The sequence below is a fragment of the Paenibacillus sp. RS8 genome (assembly GCF_041956825.1).
GTDB lineage: Bacteria > Bacillota > Bacilli > Paenibacillales > Paenibacillaceae > Paenibacillus_AQ.
The window spans coordinates 3,002,136-3,020,907 of record NZ_CP168131.1 but is presented as its reverse complement, the minus strand read 5'-3'; the positions used below and the strand labels follow the sequence as shown (position 1 = coordinate 3,020,907).

At 45.9% G+C, this 18,772-nt stretch carries 20 protein-coding genes and 1 riboswitch; of the genes, 2 read left to right on the top strand and 18 right to left on the bottom strand.

What is annotated here, in order from left to right; all coding sequences use genetic code 11:
- Positions 1-3: 3 nt before the first annotated feature.
- The 9 genes from ACDZ28_RS14970 to ACDZ28_RS14930 form a co-directional block, all read right to left on the bottom strand.
- Positions 4-807 (bottom strand): energy-coupling factor transporter transmembrane component T family protein, encoded by an 804-nt coding sequence (locus tag ACDZ28_RS14970; protein ID WP_375105070.1) that lies wholly within the window; start codon positions 805-807, stop codon positions 4-6.
- Positions 800-1,657, bottom strand: coding sequence for an ATP-binding cassette domain-containing protein (locus ACDZ28_RS14965; protein ID WP_042124990.1), 858 nt, complete (start codon positions 1,655-1,657; stop codon positions 800-802). The genes ACDZ28_RS14970 and ACDZ28_RS14965 overlap by 8 nt, the downstream gene beginning before the upstream one ends.
- Complete coding sequence (locus ACDZ28_RS14960) at positions 1,642-2,442, bottom strand: energy-coupling factor transporter ATPase (RefSeq protein ID WP_375105069.1); 801 nt, start codon at positions 2,440-2,442, stop codon at positions 1,642-1,644. Before ACDZ28_RS14960 ends, ACDZ28_RS14965 begins: the two co-directional genes overlap by 16 nt.
- Positions 2,443-3,264, bottom strand: coding sequence for an SDR family oxidoreductase (locus ACDZ28_RS14955; protein WP_375105068.1), 822 nt, complete (start codon positions 3,262-3,264; stop codon positions 2,443-2,445).
- Positions 3,265-3,266: 2 nt separating this feature from the next.
- On the bottom strand, positions 3,267-3,608 hold the full coding sequence (locus ACDZ28_RS14950) for a MaoC family dehydratase (protein ID WP_375105067.1): 342 nt from the start codon (positions 3,606-3,608) through the stop codon (positions 3,267-3,269).
- Positions 3,583-3,984 carry a MaoC family dehydratase N-terminal domain-containing protein gene (locus tag ACDZ28_RS14945; RefSeq protein WP_375105066.1) on the bottom strand — a complete coding sequence of 134 codons (402 nt, stop codon included), beginning with the start codon at positions 3,982-3,984 and terminating at the stop codon, positions 3,583-3,585. Before ACDZ28_RS14945 ends, ACDZ28_RS14950 begins: the two co-directional genes overlap by 26 nt.
- Positions 3,981-5,132 carry a thiolase family protein gene (locus ACDZ28_RS14940; RefSeq protein WP_375105065.1) on the bottom strand — a complete coding sequence of 384 codons (1,152 nt, stop codon included), beginning with the start codon at positions 5,130-5,132 and terminating at the stop codon, positions 3,981-3,983. The genes ACDZ28_RS14945 and ACDZ28_RS14940 overlap by 4 nt, the downstream gene beginning before the upstream one ends.
- Entirely contained in the window at positions 5,129-6,610 is a 1,482-nt protein-coding gene (locus ACDZ28_RS14935; protein ID WP_375105064.1) for an AMP-binding protein, read from the bottom strand. The genes ACDZ28_RS14940 and ACDZ28_RS14935 overlap by 4 nt, the downstream gene beginning before the upstream one ends.
- 268 nt (positions 6,611-6,878) lie before the next feature.
- Positions 6,879-7,592 (bottom strand): queuosine precursor transporter, encoded by a 714-nt coding sequence (locus ACDZ28_RS14930; RefSeq protein ID WP_042124975.1) that lies wholly within the window; start codon positions 7,590-7,592, stop codon positions 6,879-6,881.
- Positions 7,593-7,602: 10 nt separating this feature from the next.
- Positions 7,603-7,648: riboswitch (PreQ1 riboswitch) on the bottom strand.
- A gap of 358 nt (positions 7,649-8,006) precedes the next feature.
- Between ACDZ28_RS14930 and ACDZ28_RS14925 the strand changes: the two genes are divergently transcribed.
- Entirely contained in the window at positions 8,007-9,695 is a 1,689-nt protein-coding gene (locus ACDZ28_RS14925) for a methyl-accepting chemotaxis protein (protein WP_042124973.1), read from the top strand.
- 139 nt (positions 9,696-9,834) lie between these two features.
- Here the strand turns inward: ACDZ28_RS14925 and ACDZ28_RS14920 are convergent, their stop codons facing one another.
- The 8 genes from ACDZ28_RS14920 to ACDZ28_RS14885 all read right to left on the bottom strand — a co-directional run bounded on the left by ACDZ28_RS14920 (position 9,835) and on the right by ACDZ28_RS14885 (position 17,117).
- Positions 9,835-10,161, bottom strand: a complete 327-nt coding sequence (locus ACDZ28_RS14920) for a YnfA family protein (RefSeq protein WP_042185628.1) — start codon at positions 10,159-10,161, stop codon at positions 9,835-9,837.
- A 190-nt stretch (positions 10,162-10,351) separates the two neighbouring features.
- Positions 10,352-11,167 carry an adenosylcobinamide-GDP ribazoletransferase gene (gene cobS / locus ACDZ28_RS14915; protein ID WP_375105063.1) on the bottom strand — a complete coding sequence of 272 codons (816 nt, stop codon included), beginning with the start codon at positions 11,165-11,167 and terminating at the stop codon, positions 10,352-10,354.
- A complete protein-coding gene (gene cobU / locus ACDZ28_RS14910; RefSeq protein WP_042124967.1) occupies positions 11,164-11,712 on the bottom strand; it encodes a bifunctional adenosylcobinamide kinase/adenosylcobinamide-phosphate guanylyltransferase in 549 nt (182 codons plus the stop codon). Before cobU ends, cobS begins: the two co-directional genes overlap by 4 nt.
- Positions 11,709-12,770 carry a nicotinate-nucleotide--dimethylbenzimidazole phosphoribosyltransferase gene (gene cobT / locus ACDZ28_RS14905; RefSeq protein WP_042124965.1) on the bottom strand — a complete coding sequence of 354 codons (1,062 nt, stop codon included), beginning with the start codon at positions 12,768-12,770 and terminating at the stop codon, positions 11,709-11,711. The genes cobU and cobT overlap by 4 nt, the downstream gene beginning before the upstream one ends.
- Before the next feature lie 92 nt (positions 12,771-12,862).
- A complete protein-coding gene (locus ACDZ28_RS14900) occupies positions 12,863-14,026 on the bottom strand; it encodes an aminotransferase class I/II-fold pyridoxal phosphate-dependent enzyme (RefSeq protein ID WP_042124964.1) in 1,164 nt (387 codons plus the stop codon).
- Positions 14,019-14,951, bottom strand: a complete 933-nt coding sequence (locus tag ACDZ28_RS14895) for a D-alanine--D-alanine ligase (RefSeq protein WP_042131925.1) — start codon at positions 14,949-14,951, stop codon at positions 14,019-14,021. Before ACDZ28_RS14895 ends, ACDZ28_RS14900 begins: the two co-directional genes overlap by 8 nt.
- 19 nt (positions 14,952-14,970) lie before the next feature.
- Positions 14,971-16,422, bottom strand: a complete 1,452-nt coding sequence (locus ACDZ28_RS14890) for a PLP-dependent aminotransferase family protein (RefSeq protein ID WP_042124962.1) — start codon at positions 16,420-16,422, stop codon at positions 14,971-14,973.
- Positions 16,423-16,565: 143 nt separating this feature from the next.
- Positions 16,566-17,117, bottom strand: coding sequence for an ATP-binding protein (locus ACDZ28_RS14885; RefSeq protein ID WP_156114738.1), 552 nt, complete (start codon positions 17,115-17,117; stop codon positions 16,566-16,568).
- Between the two features lie 212 nt (positions 17,118-17,329).
- On the opposite strand from ACDZ28_RS14885, the gene catA reads away from it, so the two are divergent.
- Positions 17,330-17,989, top strand: coding sequence for a type A chloramphenicol O-acetyltransferase (gene catA, locus ACDZ28_RS14880; RefSeq protein WP_042124960.1), 660 nt, complete (start codon positions 17,330-17,332; stop codon positions 17,987-17,989).
- A 97-nt stretch (positions 17,990-18,086) separates the two neighbouring features.
- Here the strand turns inward: catA and ACDZ28_RS14875 are convergent, their stop codons facing one another.
- Positions 18,087-18,770, bottom strand: coding sequence for a histidine phosphatase family protein (locus tag ACDZ28_RS14875; RefSeq protein WP_052414497.1), 684 nt, complete (start codon positions 18,768-18,770; stop codon positions 18,087-18,089).
- Between the last annotated feature and the right edge of the window lie 2 nt (positions 18,771-18,772).

Here is an 18,772-nt window from a genome sequence, read left to right as displayed (position 1 = left end):
CATCTACACCTTTCCTATCTTTAACCCAAGCAGAATCACAGCCAACAACAAGGCAACTCCCACTGCTAGATAATCCATTTGCTGCAATTGCAATACCCTATAAGAAGTTCTCCCTTTACCATTTCCATAAGCACGCGCATCAATCGCATAACTCAGCTGTTCAGCACGTTGAATCGTCGTGAAGAGCAAAGGAATAATGATCGGGATGTAAGCAAATATCCGTCTAGGCGGCGATAATGCTGTAAGATCATAACCTCTTGCCTTTTGTGCGAGAAGAATACGATCCAGCTCCTCCTTGATGGTAGGAATAAACCGAATCGCAATCACTATCATTAATGAGAGTTGTTCTACAGGTACCCCCAATTTGGACAGAGGAGCTAACAGCTTTTCAAGACCATACGCTAAATCTAGCGGTTTAGTAGTTAATGTTAATATTGAGGCTAATAAGATGAGCAATATTATACGCCATACAAAACGTAATCCCATTCGCAGTCCTTCTTCAGTCACCTCAATAAATGACCATGACCAGAGGATCGTTCCTTTGGTAAACACGGCGTTATACACAAAGGTAAACAGCAAAATAAATAATAGCGGGCGCAGCCCTCGCCAGAAAAAATGAAAAGGAACCTTTGAAAAAAGTAAAATTCCGAACACAAAAAAGGTTGCAATAACATAGCTAAGACCTGTTCCAAGCGTTAGAAAGCTCAGCATGAGAATCACGATACCAATAAGCTTTGTACGAGGATCTAAACGATGGAAAATCGAATGCGTCTCCACATATTGACCCACTAATACGGAATCAGCCATGTTCATGCCCCCTCGAGTGCCAAATCGGCAGAACAGCATCGAAGATATCCTGCTCTTTACAGCTAGAAACCTCTATTTTTTGACCGGATAGTTCCTCTACTAGCTTCAATAGCTGTACGGGTTCAGGCATGGACAAACCTAATTCTATTAATAATTCTTCCTTTTCCAGAAATAATGTTCTGGGGTTATAATGCCCTTTTAGCTGACCTTTGTGAAAAACCATCACCTCATCCGAGTACTCGGCAACATCATCCATCTGGTGTGAAACGAAGAGAAGGGTACGCTGGTCTTGTTGTTGCCATGATTTCAGCAGCTTCAATAAAGATACTTGGCTGGCTGGATCGAGCCCCGCTGTTGGTTCATCCAAAATTAGCAGCTTCGGATTCGTCATCAGCACAGAGGCAATAGCCACACGGCGCTTTTCTCCACCGCTTAATTGGAATGGATTTAAAAGGAGAATCTCCTCTGACAGACCTACTTGCGGCAAAATCCTTTCAATCGCCTCTGTAATTTGCTGACTTGAAGCCCCCTGCAGATTTAGAGCAAAAGCAAGCTCCTTATACACCGTGGTTTCGAATAGCTGATGCTCCGGATATTGAAAGACGAAGCCCAGCTCAGGGACGACCTTTAATTGTCCTTTGGCATCTCTGGGAGCAGGCTGCTGATCAATCCAATAGTCGCCTTTTACGGTGGGAATCAAGCCCTTCAGCACTTTGACAAAGGTAGACTTTCCTGCGCCCGTTGGACCGATAATCGAAATCCATTTGCCCGCAGAAAGGGTACAGTTTACATCGTGCAAAGCCACATGATCAGCATAGTTCACACTTAAATGATTTAATTGGTAGACCATTGTGATCGGACTCTCCCCTTCCAATCGGGTGTTGGCGGCGCTGCTGAATGGAGTAATGCTTGTACACGCACTGCAAAGGGCAGTTGTAATTGATAGTCCGCAACAGGCATCGTTTCAAAAAAAGCCAGTGGATCGCCGTCAAACTCAAGCCGCCCTTGATGCAGGAGTAATAATCGCTCTGCTGAAAGCACTTCCTCCATATGGTGAGTGATCTGAATAATGGTCAGACCTTGTCGATGCAGCTCTTGCATGATGGAAAGCACCTGCTGTCTTCCCTGAGGATCAAGCATAGAGGTGGCCTCGTCAAAAATAATGACTTGCGGGCGCATCGCCAGTATAGCGGCAATAGCAACACGCTGCTTTTGACCTCCAGAAAGCTGATGTGGCATAGCATCCAGATAATCCTCCATATGAACAGCCTGCAAGGCATCCTCCAATCGGCTGCGCATTTCCTCCCTTGGCACACGAATATTTTCCAAACCAAAAAGCACCTCATCCATAACGGTTGTGGTGATAAATTGATCCTCTGGATTCTGAAAAACAAAGCCGATTTGACGATGAATTTCTGTAAGATCAGTTGGCTTTGAGGTGTCTAGGCCCTTAAACTGTATCGACCCTTTTCGCGGCAGCAGCAAACCGTCCATTAGCTTGGCAATGGTGGATTTTCCAGAGCCATTAGCGCCAACAATCGCCACAAATTCCCCCGCTTCTATCGTAAAGCTGATATCCTCTAAGACGGGCTGACCCTTTTTATAATAAAAATGAACTTGATCGAAGGTAAGCATTTATTCACTCCCCTTTTGACGGTGCCAAGCAGCGAAAAATGCCTCAATGCTGTTCTCGGAAAAGGCAGGCGCAGGCTTCTCCCATTTCGTCACCTTTGATCCATTCACAGCAAAGATTTCACCGGTTAAATCAGCGTCGGTCTCGCTCAATACTGCATTTACGAAGGTAGCAATATCCTCTGGAGTGCCTATTCGCCAAAACTCTGGGAACGGCTCATTACGACTGGCATGTTTCTCTTTCAAATGATCAATGACAGGTCTGGTCATATCTGTTAAAGCGGCTGGTGAAATCGCATTTACCCTAATCTTGTCACGTTTCAACTCCGCTGCAAGTGTCCACATCATTCCGAGTATTCCAGCCTTGGCTGCACTATAATTCACCTGACCCACGGAGCCTGTTAACCCAGCGGTGGAGGTCATCAACAGAATATCACCGCCTGTCTGACGCATATGCGGTAGTACGCGTTGAATGCTGTAATAGGTGCCATTTAAATGCACATCCAGCACGGCCTTCCATTCTTCATCTGTCATCCGTAGACACTTCTGATCCTGCAAATTGCCAGCGTTCGCTATCAACACCTCAATATGGCCGTATTTGGCAATAACCTCTTCAACCATTACAGAGACCGCAACCGGATCTGCTACATTCGCAGAGTATCCCGATGCTTCACCGCCTGCCTGACGAATCTCGCGCACAACCTCATCGATTAAGACTTGTTTTGTGCCGTTTACAGCCACTTTATAACCGGACTTGCCGAGCTGCACGGCGATACTGCGCCCTATCCCTCTTGTCGCTCCAGTAATTAAGGCTACTTTGTTCATGATTACACCTCTTTCACTGAAAAAGCTCCTGAAGCAATAAAATCGCCAGCTTCTGTTGTAAGGATCACTTTCACATCGCAGTCATCCTCCACAAAATCAAAAATCACGACATTATCTACTTCTATAGGTTGATGAAATTTCAGCTCATACTGAGTGATCCACTGTGCCCGATGCTCAGCGAGATATAAGGATTGAGCTAATCCCATAAGATACATTCCATGTGTGATGGGCCGCTTAAATCCAACTTCAGCTGCAGCATCTTCATCTAGATGAATAGCGGCCAGATCTTGGGAAGCTGCTGCATATTGCCGGATGGCTTCAGCAGTTATGAATTTTTTCATCATGATTATCACCTACCCGAATTAACACCGTTTCTGCAGTAACTATAAGCTCACCTTCACATTTACAAACCAGTGTATGGTTGTAAAAGGTCAGCTTGCCCTGCCGGCCTTCCTTTTGCACCTTGCTCGTTAATGCTAATTCACAATCTAACGTCATCCCTGCCGTAATCGGAGCTTGATATGAGAATTTCTGAGTGCCGTGAAGCAAGGGCTCTCCCTTGCTAAGCCAAGGAATATCGAAGACCTGCCAAAAAATAATAGGCATCGTAGAAGGAGCAATCAGATTGCCATTAGTCGTCTGCACGGGTGCCTCAATACTCTGTGCGTAATCCGATATCCACTCAGCAGTCATAAGAATCTGATGTCGGACGCTGTTCATTCCGTAACCTCCACAAGCGTAGCCAGCCCCAACCCGCCGCCAATGCCCAAAGTGGCAAGTCCCCTTTGATAAGGCGTATGCTGCATTTCAGCACATAAACGCGTCATTAAAATAGCTCCGGACGCCCCATATGGATGACCGATAGCTAATGCGCCTCCTCCAAGATTGACCTTTTCCTGTGGGATCTGAAGCTCATTCAGTGAGGCTAGAACTTGTGAAGCAAAGGCTTCATTAAACTCTACGATATCTAAATCGGCTATGGTCAGCTGTTGACGCTGTAACACCTTTTGTACAGCTGGAACTGGCCCCATACCTAAATAATTTGGATCCACACCTGCCGCTTGCGCATCCACTACACGCAGTATAGGCTTAAGCTTGAGTTGCCGACATTTCTCACGGGACATCATTAATAGAAGCGCCGCACCATCATTAATAGGACAAGCATTTCCAGCAGTGACAGTACCCTTTTCTTCAAAAATTGGCGGTAGCTTTCGCAGCTTATCCAAGCTCGTATTGACCCTAGGACATTCGTCGGTATGCACCCACTCTCCCTCAACCAGAAGAGGTACAATCTCCTGCTGAAACTGGCCACTTTGCTGAGCATGAACGGCCTTCTGATGGCTTTTCAAGGCATATTGATCCTGCTCTTCTCGGGAAATCCCGTACTTCCGCGCTACATTTTCCGCAGCAATCCCCATATCCGGATCACCGTAAGCGCTAGGTGTAAAATGAGCACGGGTATATAGCTGTGGAATACCCATCAAGGTCTGTGGCTTAGCCATCTTCCAGGGAGCACGGCTCGTGCTTTCAACGCCGCCTGCGAAATAAATCTCACCAGCACCGCTTTGAATAAGCCTAGCTGCAATATTAATCGCCTCTAGCCCAGAACCGCACTGCCGATCCACAGTGACACCCGGAACCGAAACAGGCAATCCCGCTTCGAGCGCTGCTACCCGGGCAATATTCCCACCCGGACCGACCACATTTCCAATAATGACATCATCGATTATATCTACAGGCAGGTTTGTCTCTGCCACAATATGCTGAATAAGCGGCGCCAGTAATGCTTCCGGCTCCAATGTACTTAATAAGCCGCCCATCCTGCCAATCGGTGTGCGTTTTGCCATGACAATCACTGCTTCGATCATACCATCGCTCTTTTCACATAGTCTTTCATCGCTTGCCGGGCAATTTTTCCGCTGCTAGTATAGATAAACTCATCAACTGTCAGCAGCTGCTTCGGCGCTTTGTAACTTGCTAAATACTGGCGACAATAATTCTTTATTTCGTCTATAGATAAATGCTTTGCACCATTCCATTTCACGAGGACTGCCAGCTGTTCTCCCCAATAATCGTCAGGGACGCCAAGCACCATTACTTCTTGTATTTCCGGAAGATGCTCCAGTACTCGCTCTATTTCCTCTGGATAAACGTTCAGCCCACCCGAGATGATTCTATTTTTCAAGCGACCCGCCAGATATAAATAACCAGCTTCATCCTGATAAACATAATCCTCCAACACAAGCCATCCCTCTCGAAAAGCTGCTGCGGTCTCCTTCGGCAATTGATGGTAGCCTAGAAATATCATATCACTTCGCACATATAACTGCCCAATCTCCCCCGTAGGGACTTCACGGAACTCTTCATCACGAATGGAAATTTGCACTCCGGGATAGGGCTTGCCTACAGAGTTCGGATTATGCTCTTCCAGAACATCCAAATAACTAATATAACTCGCTTCTGAGGAACCATAGGATTCATAGAGACGCGTTCCGCCGAACACTTCCATGCCCTTTTTTTTGGACAGCCAAGGCCACTTTGCACCTGAGCTAATAATCGCATCAATCTGCGTCTGCCCAGGAACAGCCTGCTGCATCATGGATTCGAGCATTGTCGGTACAACGAACAGCACCACACCCGGAATCTGCTTGCACAGCTCTAACACATGCTTGGCGCTAAATTTTTGGGTAATATGAAAGTTTGCTCCACCATACAGACTCTGCATTACAGCGAACAAGGACAGCGAATGCACAAACGGACCCGGTGCTAAAACATCCTTCATAGAGTCCAATTCAAAGGCAGCACTCGATACCTCAAAGCTCTTTAACCACGATAAATGGGTACGCATATATCCTTTGGGTAGCCCAGTTGTGCCTGAAGTAAAACCGATAAATAATAACTCGTTCGTCTCATCCAACTCAGCCTCTGGTTTCAGCGCATCCAGCCACTGATCATAGGAACCTGTTCGTTCATTTGAAAAAGTCAGCGTTGGGATGGCTTCGTTCATAAATACCAGATGCTTTGCAGCTTCCGGCTCAGCAAAAATCATCGACGGCTGGCACTGCTTTATAATCATCTGCAGCTCATTTGCGCTCCACTTGGGATCTAAAGGAATCGGAACACAGCCCGCATAAATAGCCCCTAAGAAAACTTCAACAAATTCAATACGATTCGTAGATAAAATAGCAATTTTGTCATGCTTCAAGCCCTTTTGCTGTAGACCATTCGCAATTCTCTGCATCGCTTGTACTAATGTTGCATAGGTATGCGTCGCTTGGGCCTGGGTTAAGGCAATGCTGTCGGGCTGCTGTGCTGCATGGCACAGTATAGGCACTACTAGATTCATCCTTCATCACACCTGTTCGTAATTTCTATGACTACCGAATATGTACACTCTCTTCGATCGGACTGATAGCACTTAAATTGAAGAGCAATAACGGCAGCTTTAACCAACGAATTGCAAGGCACACTATTAGAATTGCTACGATAGCTTATTTTAGCTTTATATTAATTTTATGTACACATTTTTCATGTAACGATTAAGCCTTCTAATGACCGGAAAAATCAAACAGCGCGCATCGATTATAATCGGTACGCGCTGGCTGTAGTGTTGTTTATTCCTTCTTTTGAACAGATGAAGGTATTCCATCTTCAGCAAAAGTAAAAGTTCGGGCGATATATAAGATAGGTGTGCTTACTGCGGTTAGTAAGAATTTCGCTAGATACGTTGTAAGCAAAATTTCAAGCCATACACTCCAGTTATACAACCCAGCAAATGCAATGGTGCAGAAGATTAGTGTATCCACAAAAGAACTGACCATCGTGCTGCCGTTGGAACGAATCCACAGCTGACTTGAGGTGCTGTAATATTTGCGAATCCAGGCGTATAACCGAACATCTAGGAACTGACTAATGAAGTAAGCAGTAAGACTACCCAGAGCTAGTCGAGGCATCAGCCCAAAGATCGTCTCTAAAGAAGACTGAGCGATATCGGTCTCTTGCGGCTTAAATACTAGTACCATCTGCATAATGACTGTCGTCATAAGCAAAGTGAAGAAACCAAACCAAACTGCTTTGCGTGCTTCCGCTCTTCCATACTTCTCATTAAGCAAATCGCTGGTCATATACAAAGTGACATACATCGTATTTCCGAGTGTCATCACAATATCAAATGGCATAGCAATCGTCTTAGCTACCTGAATGTTAGCAATTACAGTAGCGATACCTACCCAGGCATACATTCCATTTTTGCCGAACAGGCGGTAACAGAGTAGAAAAAAGGCAAAATTGACAATAACAAATAAAACTCCCCACAACAAATTGAACATATTACTTAAATTCCTCCTAGTTTTGTTTACGCGGGATGGTTACGAACCGCGGCTTACCTTATGTTTGGAACAAAACATTAATACTCTATCACACTGTCATCAAACAATCCATAAAAATAAACAAATAATGAATTGGGTATTTATACCCATTTTTATTAAATAAAAATAAAAGTGTCAGTAATAATTCATCTTTTTCAGAAAAATATGCTCTATAAACTAAAATTTTCACTATTCATCCAGAGGTTAATTATATAGAATAGTATCAAACACTTCATTCCCGATCCATTTAGTTGATATATTACATAACTATGGAATATATTGCAGGTTGCCAGACACTAGCACTCGGTAGGGAGATAGGATGTATTCCAATAAGAAATGGAGCTTCGCTGTCCATAAAAAGGGGAGAACAACAATATGTTTCGTTTCAAGCAGTCGATCAGTCGCCGATTCACGCGTTTATTGTTTGTAGTTCTATTACTCACGTCTCTTTTGTTAAGTACCAGCTTCTACTTTATATCCACCAGTATTTTCAACAGCTATGTCATGCCACAAATCAATCAAATTCTAACTGCAGCTGCTCAGGACGTATATAAGAATATTAACACCATGCATGCTCAGCAAGCACTAAAGAAGAACGAACAAGCAGCCACCAATCTTGAATTCTATTTTCAGGATAAGAAGAAGCAGCATGGGGTTGAGACTATTTTTCTAGTCAATCTTAAAGGCAAGGAAGCCGAGGTTCTGACCGTAGATCATGATGGAAAATTAAAGCGGGATGAAATTGTTAAGGTATCTTCTGCAATGCAGCAAGCTCTTAAAGGAAAGAGCGGACTAAGCGATACATACAGAGACGCCCATGGTGTACATAAGTCAGCTTATATCGGAATTCCCGGAAGTACGATGGTTATCGGAATCAGCAGTGATGTAAGCTTTATTCAAGAAAAAACAAACAGCATTCTGTGGACCAGTGCCGGGATCACTCTGCTAACGCTAATCATAGGTTCAACCGGTGCCTGGTTTATGAGCATGCGGATAACTCGTCCCATCTCTAAGCTTGCAGCTTACAGCGCCCGTCTCGCTGAGGGAGATTTCACAGAGGAATTAACGGTTAATGGCACTGATGAGGTCGCTCAGCTATCCAGAAGCTTCCAAGCGATGACCCTACGCCTAAAAGAAATGATTGGACATGTACTCGTTACCTCAAACACAGTAGTCACCGATTCCAATTCCTTAAGAGAGCGTGTAGACGTCTTAAATGAAATGGCGGACCACTCTAGCTCTTCCGTAGTAGAAATCGGCAAAGGTAGTACGACCATCGCGAGCAGTGCTCTAGATAATTCAAAAGCTATGGAAGAAATCAATTTCGGCATTCAGCATATTGCTTCAGCAGCTACCGAAGTCACAGAGCAGATCAGTGAAGCTTCCGCTGAGGCGAGTGGCGGTAATGAGATTGCTCAAAGTGCTGTTCTGCAAATGCGCCAGGTTGAACGTGCTTCTTTGCAGTCACTGGAGCAATTACAAATTATGAACGAACGTTCAGTAATGATCGGAGAAGTCGTTCATAGTATTACTGAAATTACGAAGCAAATCCAAATGCTGTCACTCAATGCTTCGATTGAAGCAGCGCGTGCAGGTGAACATGGTCGCGGCTTTGCCGTTGTTGCCGGAGAAGTACGTAAGCTTTCCGAACAATCCCGTAATGCGAATGAGCAGATCCGTGATTTCCTTCTAGGACTTCAGGAAGATATGAATCGCTCCGTTACTGAGATGAACCAAGTGAATTCTGAGGTAGCCTCTGGGGTAGGCAAGGTGACAGAAGCGGGCGATGCCTTCAATCACCTCCTGATTCTGATCCAGAGCATCAATCAGAATATTCAATCCGTATCTGCAGCTACGCAGCAAATCTCAGCAAGTACGGAAGAAGTCAGTGCTTCCGTCGAGGAAACCGCACAAATTACTTCAAGATCCCAAGAAAGTGCGGATACATTATCCGAGAACTCAGAGCGCCAGCGTATAGAGCTTGAAGGACATGCAGTAACCGTCCAACATCTCTATGAGCAGGCTAAAAAGCTTCAGGAAGCTGTACAACAATTTAAGATCTAAGCTTAAATAAAAACAGCCCGTTCACACGAAAGTGTTGAACGGGCTGTTTTATTTAGGCACTGCATTGTCTTTAAACCCATCAACTAGTCCTTTCTTGCATAACGAGTTACCATTCATAGCTTAGTACACCATGTTAATCTTAGTGTCTCGGTGCCCAAAGAATGACCGAAACGCCGATCACACAAATAACAGCACCAACCCAGTCATATACATCGGGTGTTTTCTTGTCTACTAGCCAGCCCCATAACACAGCGAGCACGATAAACACCCCGCCGTAAGCTGCATACACTCTTCCGAAGGATGGAAACTTCTGCAACGTAGGAATAATGCCATAGCTTATCAGAATCAAAGAACCTACCAAACCGTACCAGAGAGGTCTTGATTCTCTTAGCCATAACCATACTAAGTATCCGCCTCCAATCTCAGCAAGGCCGGCAATTACAAATAGCAGAATGGCAGCAACCATGTCATCCCTCTTTCTTATCGAACTCTAAAAATATCAAATGATTCGCAAAATATGATACAACGTCATCACGGTTAGCAAGTATGTGTACAAGCAAGAATCTGGGCCACCAAACAGCTGGAGCCACAGGCATTAATAGAGTATAAAATCAGATTGAAAGAGCTGGCTACTATGCGTCCCCCGCAGGAGCCACTTACATAAAGTTGTGCTGGAGCAGCACTAATACTAGTAGCAGCACAACCTCTAGCAGCTCATTCAGCGCGCCGTACACATCGCCGGTGAGCCCGCCGAGCCGGCTGCTGATCCGCCGCGCAGCCACAGTGCCGCTGGCCCAGGCTGCAGCCGGCAGCAGTAACGCTGCCGCCAGATGCAACGGCCACGCGCCTAAGCCCGCGCCGAGCGCCAGGGGCGCAGCGGCTGCGGCTAGCGAGAGCAGCGCGGCTATCGCCAGCGCGCGCCGCTCATGCGAGGGAGCGAGGCCGGCGAAGCTCGCGGCCAGCCCCTCGTTCCCGCGGGCAATGGGATAACGCACCATTGCCCGCACCATATACCAGCGGCTCCAGATCGCTGGCAGCAAGAGCAGTGGCAGCTCGTAATAGGCGTAGCCTTCGATTAATGCTGCCACTAAAGAGGCCTTTAACAGCAAGAGCAGCACGCAGGCGAGCACACCCATCGCACCCACACGGCTGTCCTTCATAATCTCCAGTATTCGTTCCCTCGGTCGGTAGCTAAGCAGACCATCCGCGCTGTCCATCCAACCATCGAGATGCAAGCCGCCAGTAAGTCCTACCCATAAAATGAGGGTAATAACAGCGGCTGGCCAAGCCGGTAACATCCAGCCCGTCAAAGCTGCTCCAGCAGCTACGCACAGTCCGATAGCTGCACCCACCACGGGATAGAACAGCACACTTCGGCGCAGCAGCTCAGGAGAAAATCCGGCATCACTCTTTACAGGAAACCGAGACAAAAACTGAAAGGCAGCCGCGGCAGCATCCCTGCGCTCCCTCATAAGCGATACTCCCTGCTCTTAAGTTCAATTGGAATGCCAGCAGTCACTAGAAAGACCTGCTCACATTGCCTAGCGAGTAACGCGTTCATGCGTCCTGCCAAATCACGGTACAATCGACCAAGCGCATACTCTGGAACAATACCGTCCCCTACTTCATTAGTGACCAAAATGAGATTTCCTTTAAATGTACGTACACTGTCTTCAAGTCTTGTAATCTCGCTCTCAATCAGTTCTTGTCTATCCGTAAATCCTTCCATGGCAAGCAGTACATTCGATAACCACAACGTTAGACAATCTACAAGGACCGCCTTCTCACCAGATAAACGCTTAAGAAGATCTGGCAAATCATAGGGCTCCTCTAACGTCTCCCAAGCATACCCGCTTTGCGAGCGCTGATGCTGATGCAGTGCAATCCGTTCCTTCATTTCATCATCAAACGCTTGTCCGGTTGCTACATAGGAGGCCTGATCTGTCAGTGACGACATCAGTTTTTCTGCGAAACCACTCTTCCCGCTACGTGCGCCACCCGTTACAAGAATACTCATTGTTTCCCAGCTCCAGAGATGCCTGCACTTTCAAAGGTGGCCATCTCGCTCAAAATACGGCATATCGCCTCTATTAAATGAAGAGACAATACGCCTCCAGTTCCTTCACCCAAACGAAGGCCAAGGTTAAACAACGGTTCAAGCCCAAGCTGCTCCAGCATCAGCTTATGTCCCTGCTCACCTGATACATGGGAACCTATCATATAGGCAATGGATTCTGGCGCAAGGGCCTTCGCGACGAGAGCTGCCGCACCCGAAATAAAACCGTCCAGAATCACAGGGATCCTAGCAGCGGCTGCGCCAAGAATCAGACCGGTCAAACCGGCGATTTCCAGTCCCCCTACTTTGGACAAAACATCCAGCGGATCTGCCGGATTCGGCTGATTCACCTTTAGAGCACGTTCCACAACTGCAATTTTATGTAGTAAACGTTCATCATCAATTCCCGTTCCTCTTCCGACGGCTACTTCAGGCGCTATTCCTTTTAGAGCACACAGAATAGCTGCACTAGCCGTTGTATTTCCTATGCCCATTTCACCCGTAATAAAAATCTCCGTCCCGTTATCAATCGCTTCTTGTGCGATTTTTATGCCTACAAGCACAGCACTCATCGCTTCCTCACGACTCATCGCAGGTCCCGCAGCCATATTATCCGTTCCCCGGCGTACCTTACGATCAATCAGATCCTCATGACTAAGATCGCCGTTAACACCGATATCTACGAACTTTACCTCTGCCCCGGCTTGGCGTGCCAGTACATTCACAGCCGCTCCTCCGCTAAGAAAATTATAGGCCATTTGCATTGTGACTTCCTGCGGAAAGGCGCTAACTCCCTCGCAGCATACACCGTGATCGGCAGCCATCACAACAACCGTCCGTTTGGTGAAGCTAGGCTGCTCCGTACCCGAAATTCCAGCGAGCTTAACAGCCAGAGTCTCCAATTGTCCCAAACTGCCCGGCGGTTTAGTTAGAATATTCAGGCGGTGCTCCGCCTTTAGGAAAGACTGTTCATCAGCTGGTGTGATTCGTTTAATTACTTCTTGAATCGTTGAAATCATATTTTAACCTCCAATTAAAGATATCCGTATCACCTATTCTATCTTATCTACACAGAAAAGCCCCCATCTATGATAGATGGGGACCGCTAGAATTACAACTTCACTTTCATAAATCCTTCAATTCTCTCCAAAGCTTCTGTCAATTTTTGTAGAGATGCTGCATAAGAGCAGCGAATATACCCCTCTCCACCGGCTCCAAACACATGCCCCGGAACCGCAGCAACACCAACCTCCTTGAGCAGCTGCAAAGCGAAATCCTCTGATCTCAATCCGGTATTAGCGATGGAAGGAAAGGCATAAAATGCACCCTCCGGCTCATGGCAAGGTAATCCAATGGATCGAAATCCACTAACCAGCAGCTTTCTTCGCTCATCGAAGCATCGTTTCATGTGGTCCTTATGTTCCATACCATTACGCAGTGATTCTATGGCAGCGATTTGACCTAGTACCGGTGCACACATTGCTGTGTACTGATGGATTTTAAGCATCGCAGCGATTAATTCCTGATCACCACAGGCATAACCTACTCGCCAGCCAGTCATCGCAAAAGCTTTGGAGAAGCCGCTAATGACAATGGTTCGTTCCATCATCCCTGGAAGAGAGGCAATGCTGACATGTTGACTGTCATAGGTAAGCTCGGCATAAATCTCATCTGAAATGACAAGTAGGTTATTCTCTTTTACAATCTGAGCAATCGGCAACCAGTCTTCGTAAGACATTACTGTTCCTGTAGGATTACTCGGAAAATTTACCATAAGAATCTTGGAACGCGGGGTAATTACCCTCTGCAACGCTTCAGCAGTAAGCTTAAAGCCCTGCTCGGCTGAAGATTCAACCTCTACCGTAACCCCCCCGTTCAAATGGGTAATCGGCGAATACGCGATGTAGCTTGGAGAAGGGACGATAATCTCATCCCCGGGTGTGATAAAGGCCCGCAGAGCCAAATCTACAGCTTCACTACTTCCCACCGTAACCATAATCTCATTAGTTGGCTCATAACGGAGATTGAAGCTTGTGTGCAGATAAGAGGCGATCTCTTCTCTAAGCTCCAATAAGCCGGAATTTGGTGTATACCTCGTTTCCCCATCATTTAAAGCACGAATGCAGGCAGCTCTTACATGCTCCGGTGTTACAAAATCCGGTTCGCCTACACCAAGCGATATAATATCCTGATTTCCCGTACTTAGGTCAAAAAAAGCCCGAATTCCCGAGGGAGCAATCTCTCGCACACGTGGAGCAACCCATTCATTATGCATGGCTGTACACCTCTTCTTTTGGACTCTTTTCCGCCAGGGAAAGAGAAATAATTGCGTCCAGCAGTCCGCTGAAGGAGTAGCCTGCCGCTTGCGCGCTTTTTGGTAAAAGACTGGCCTTCGTCATGCCCGGTAACGTGTTCACCTCCAGCACATACGGAATACCATCCTTGATGAGCATATCCACTCGTGCATACACACTGCATTTTAATGCTTTATAGCAAGTTAAGGCTGCATCACGCACTCGCTCATACACCTCGGCCGGTAGTTCGATGACCCGTTCGTCTGCCCCGCCATCTTCATACTTAGCACTGTAATCGAACCACTCCGCATGTGCGGAGGTGATCCCTAAAACGGGCAACATCTCTCCATTTAGAATGGAGCAGGTGATTTCCTGGCCTTGAATGTAGCTCTCGATCAGAATCGATTGATCACAGGCAAAAGCCTTCTGTACTGCGCTCAATAATTCTTCGCTACTGCTGACCTTTTCCATTCCAATACTCGAACCGCCTGAACACGGCTTCACCATAACAGGATATCCGATCCGATCTACCGCTTCTTGAGAATAATCCTTCATACTATCCCAGCACAGCCAATCTGCCGTATTGACGCCTGAGCAGCGCATAAGCTTTTTAGAAAGATCTTTATCCATGCAAATGCTGCTAGACAAAACCCCACTGCCTGTATAAGGAATCCCCATTGTCTCCAGCGTCCCCTGAACCGTACCGTCCTCACCGTAAGCCCCGTGGAGCGCAAGCAGCGCGATATCGATTCCTTTTGCCTGCTCAATCAGCTCTTCACGTTTGGTGATCACTATTGGAGTAACTTCATATTTATTTGGATCCAGATTCTTCAAAATCTCTCTCCCGCTATTCATGGATACCTCAAACTCTGAGGACACCCCGCCCATAATTACGCCTACTTTCATCTTCATCTCAAGCACCTCTTTATCCCATTAGTTGTCGTGCTGTTCTACCAATAATCTCGATCCCCTTGCGGATATCCTCATCCGTCACTCTGGAGAAACCGATCCGTATTGTATTTTGACCCTTACCGTCTGTGAAGAATATATCTCCTGCTGTAAAAATAACCCCTTGCTCATGACAGGCTGCCAGCAGCGTCCTAGTATTAAAGCCCTCCGCGAAGGTTACAAAAAGATGCAATCCTCCGTCCCCTGATAACGACTTATACGGAATAAACTCCTTACAGCATTGCAGGGTTAGTTCATATTTCCGTTTGTATTCTGCTCTGGCTTTTTTCAAATACTTCTCTAAATGTCCGCCCAATAAGTATTGATACAAAATGGATTGATCCAGCGTCGAGGTATGAATAGTACGTGCGCGCTTGACGCTTTCGAGAGAATAGATTAACTCCTGATCTGCCAGCACCCAGCCTACGCGTAGTCCCGGAAATAATACTTTTGAGAAGCTACCTAGATAGATCACGCTGTTGCCGCTACCTGCTGCTGCGATTAGTGGAGCCACATGTGAGCCCGAATATCGTAATTCCTCGTTAAAACCATCCTCGATCACCGGTATTTGATACCGATTCATCAGCTTCATTAGCCCCTGTCTTTTCTCGGGGGACATTACAATACCGGTCGGATTATGATAAGAAGGGACGAAGTAGGCACAGTCAAAAGCTTGCTGCTGCAATGCCTTCTCCAGCTCTACCAGATCAATCCCATCACGCTCCATAGGAATTCCGGTGATCTCAAAGCCGTTCAGCTTCAGATTTTTGATCGCCGTATGATGCGTCGGATTCTCACAAATGACCGATCTATTCTTCTTGCTAAGTGCCGACAATACAATATCGAATCCCTCTGTAAAGCCATTGGTGATCAATATATCCTTGCCCTTCATTTGGGCGCCCTTGTGCTCCATATATTGCTTCAAATAGTCTATTAAAGGCTTATACCCTTTGGCATATCCATAATTCAGTAAGACGTTACCTTCCACCGACATACGATCCATAAAGGAGCGCTTCACATTATCCAGATCAAAAAGGCTTTCATCGGGTGCGATGCTCGTAAAGGAGATCGTACCCTTCTCCGCTCGTAAACCGCGCTTCATGATGTCCATTTCCTCTGCGAGTCGCGCATGATCGTTAAGACGTGACTTCCAGTCCATCGTCCAAGAGACAATCGTTTCACTGCCGGGAGGTGAAGGCGCCACATAACTTCCTTGCCCCTGAACTGTATAGGCAAACCCATCATCCTCAAGCTCTGCATACGCAGAGATTACAGAGTTGCGGCTAACCTTAAGCAGTGTGCTGAGCTCTCTTGTGGAGGGCAGCTTTTGGTTGCCTTGTAGACCGCCTTTTATAATTAAGTGCTTCATATAGTCTTTAATTTGTATATACACCGGCCGTCCGGCTATAAGCTTAAAGTCCTTAAACATCTCTCGGGTCGCCTCCATAGCTATCATGGCATAATCAAGCGCGTAAAAAAAGAACCACAGCCATAGGATTTTAATCTGGCTGTGGTTCTATGAGCGAATAAGCTGACAAATTTGATAATTTTCATTCTACGCTTGGGAAATGGTTAAGGAAGGATGACCTCCGCTTCGATTACTGCTTCTCCTTCACCAGCAGGGGTTTCAAAACCACTTAGAAACCGAGTTAGCGTGTCCTCTGTGATCGTAAACGCCGCATTGGCGTCAAAACGTTCACTCCGGATGAGCAGTCGCCGCCGCAATTCATCCGGCTGAACCTTTAAGTAAATCAGCTCCCAGACACCGCCATGCTCTTCAATTAATTGCTTATAATCGTTCCGTCTATTCCGTTGCCAAAAGCTGAAATCGACAACCACATGCTGTTTAGCCTGAATCAGATTTACTAGCTCCCCACGCAGCTTTAATTCTGATTCTTTTAAATAGGTATCATAATTCTGCTCTGGATAATCGACTCCAAAACGACCGTAAGTGGCCCAGATGTCCTCATCAATCGAGAGACGAACGAATCCTTCTTTCTCCAACTTTTGAGCAAAGGTCGTTTTACCCGACCCTGCCACACCGCACATCATCACAACGATGGGAATCGCGCTCGTACGCTTTTGCTGGAGTAAATTTTCGATGACCCTCTTTTCATACAGCATTATAAAGGATCTCCCTTCCACTTTAACTAATGTTCTACTATCTCAGTGTACTGTATCATTTTTCATTAGATTTATTATTAATTACGGCTATGATGATGGTATACTACTCGTTACAAAATACTTTCTCAAGGGATTGTGATAAGGATATGGTGAAATCAGTCCAGTTGACCTCCTAAAATGAAAAATGAATTAATTTTAGGAGGTCATAATAAATGATTTTTAACCCGATTGTCATGGATAACTGGAGCAGAAAACCCTATTTTGAGCATTATTTAAACAATGTCAGATGTACCTATAGCATGACCGTAAATATTGACATCACCCTTCTACTGTCAGAGCTTAAGCATAAGGGAATTAAACTATACCCAGCACTAATCCACATGATAACTACGGTGGTGAACCGTCATAGTGAATTCCGCACATGCTTTGATTCTCAAGGTAGATTAGGTTATTGGGATAGCTTGTCACCTAGTTTTACAATTTTCCATGATGATGATAAGACTTTCTCAAGCATCTGGACTTCGTACGGTGAAAAGTTTAATGATTTCTATAACCGTTATCTGGATGATATGAAAATGTACGGAAGTGTAAAACAATTTATCGCTAAAGCAAACGAACCACCGAACACCTTCCCTATTTCTAGTATTCCGTGGGTCAGCTTCACGAGCTTTAACCTGAACGTGTATAACGAGGGAACTTTCCTACTTCCCATCTTTACTATAGGAAAATATTTTCATCAAGACAAAAAAATACTATTACCAATATCGGGGCAATTCCACCATGCCGTGTGCGACGGTTACCATGCGAGCATGCTGTATAATGAATTACAATTACGTGCAGATACCTGTGAGGAATGGTTGCCCAACAATTAACCACGTTATTCCGCTGACGTTCGAACGATAGTTAAACATAAAGGGTTCTACATATTAGATATGTCTAATATGTAGAACCCTTTTTTATTTGATTTTCTCATAAATCTCCCGAAAGATCTGCCGACCATTTCCCGTTCTGCCAGAATAATCTGAGTACCATTGCTGTTCCAGGAGAAGGTGCAACAGCGCTGTAGAATGTGACTCCCGGAACTACCTGTGCAAGGAAATTCCGGATAACACCACCATGTGTGACTACCAATACCCTGTTTGTTACTACCTTATCCTTGTTTTCTTTAATTGATGCCTGCACAAATGAATCCTCAGCCGCTCGACCCAAATCTAATAGAAAGCTGCGCACCCGTTCGTCAAACTGCGCCCATGTTTCTCCATCTGGTGGTGTAACCGTGGAAGGATTATCAATCCAGCTTCTATACAGTGAATTATCCTTCAATTCCTCATAAGTACAACCTTCGAAAGCTCCAAAATTCATTTCACGCAACCGCTGATCGTAGATAGCTACCTTCTCTAGTAAAGGTGATATGTAAGCTAGTGTTTCCCGACATCTAAGCAAATCGCTGCAATATACACGCCAAAAGCCATTTGATGCTTCAAGCCCCTGTTCGGTCAACCAACCAAGCGGCTGTTTTAGCTGAGATAGCTGCTCCACTGCACTTGAAAGCAGTGGGAGATCCGTATGTCCTAAGTAACGATGTTCAGCATTCCACTGAGTTTGCCCGTGGCGAACGAGTACTAGTTCTAGCTCTATAAGAGGAAACGCCATGT

Coding starts and splice junctions, on each gene's coding strand:
- ACDZ28_RS14970 (WP_375105070.1), bottom strand. CDS start 807: ATGGCTGATTCCGTATTAGTGGGTCAATATGTGGAGACGCATTCGATT.
- ACDZ28_RS14965 (WP_042124990.1), bottom strand. CDS start 1,657: ATGGTCTACCAATTAAATCATTTAAGTGTGAACTATGCTGATCATGTG.
- ACDZ28_RS14960 (WP_375105069.1), bottom strand. CDS start 2,442: ATGCTTACCTTCGATCAAGTTCATTTTTATTATAAAAAGGGTCAGCCC.
- ACDZ28_RS14955 (WP_375105068.1), bottom strand. CDS start 3,264: ATGAACAAAGTAGCCTTAATTACTGGAGCGACAAGAGGGATAGGGCGC.
- ACDZ28_RS14950 (WP_375105067.1), bottom strand. CDS start 3,608: ATGATGAAAAAATTCATAACTGCTGAAGCCATCCGGCAATATGCAGCA.
- ACDZ28_RS14945 (WP_375105066.1), bottom strand. CDS start 3,984: ATGAACAGCGTCCGACATCAGATTCTTATGACTGCTGAGTGGATATCG.
- ACDZ28_RS14940 (WP_375105065.1), bottom strand. CDS start 5,132: ATGATCGAAGCAGTGATTGTCATGGCAAAACGCACACCGATTGGCAGG.
- ACDZ28_RS14935 (WP_375105064.1), bottom strand. CDS start 6,610: ATGAATCTAGTAGTGCCTATACTGTGCCATGCAGCACAGCAGCCCGAC.
- ACDZ28_RS14930 (WP_042124975.1), bottom strand. CDS start 7,592: ATGTTCAATTTGTTGTGGGGAGTTTTATTTGTTATTGTCAATTTTGCC.
- ACDZ28_RS14925 (WP_042124973.1), top strand. CDS start 8,007: ATGTTTCGTTTCAAGCAGTCGATCAGTCGCCGATTCACGCGTTTATTG.
- ACDZ28_RS14920 (WP_042185628.1), bottom strand. CDS start 10,161: ATGGTTGCTGCCATTCTGCTATTTGTAATTGCCGGCCTTGCTGAGATT.
- cobS (WP_375105063.1), bottom strand. CDS start 11,167: ATGAGGGAGCGCAGGGATGCTGCCGCGGCTGCCTTTCAGTTTTTGTCT.
- cobU (WP_042124967.1), bottom strand. CDS start 11,712: ATGAGTATTCTTGTAACGGGTGGCGCACGTAGCGGGAAGAGTGGTTTC.
- cobT (WP_042124965.1), bottom strand. CDS start 12,770: ATGATTTCAACGATTCAAGAAGTAATTAAACGAATCACACCAGCTGAT.
- ACDZ28_RS14900 (WP_042124964.1), bottom strand. CDS start 14,026: ATGCATAATGAATGGGTTGCTCCACGTGTGCGAGAGATTGCTCCCTCG.
- ACDZ28_RS14895 (WP_042131925.1), bottom strand. CDS start 14,951: ATGAAAGTAGGCGTAATTATGGGCGGGGTGTCCTCAGAGTTTGAGGTA.
- ACDZ28_RS14890 (WP_042124962.1), bottom strand. CDS start 16,422: ATGTTTAAGGACTTTAAGCTTATAGCCGGACGGCCGGTGTATATACAA.
- ACDZ28_RS14885 (WP_156114738.1), bottom strand. CDS start 17,117: ATGCTGTATGAAAAGAGGGTCATCGAAAATTTACTCCAGCAAAAGCGT.
- catA (WP_042124960.1), top strand. CDS start 17,330: ATGATTTTTAACCCGATTGTCATGGATAACTGGAGCAGAAAACCCTAT.
- ACDZ28_RS14875 (WP_052414497.1), bottom strand. CDS start 18,770: ATGGCGTTTCCTCTTATAGAGCTAGAACTAGTACTCGTTCGCCACGGG.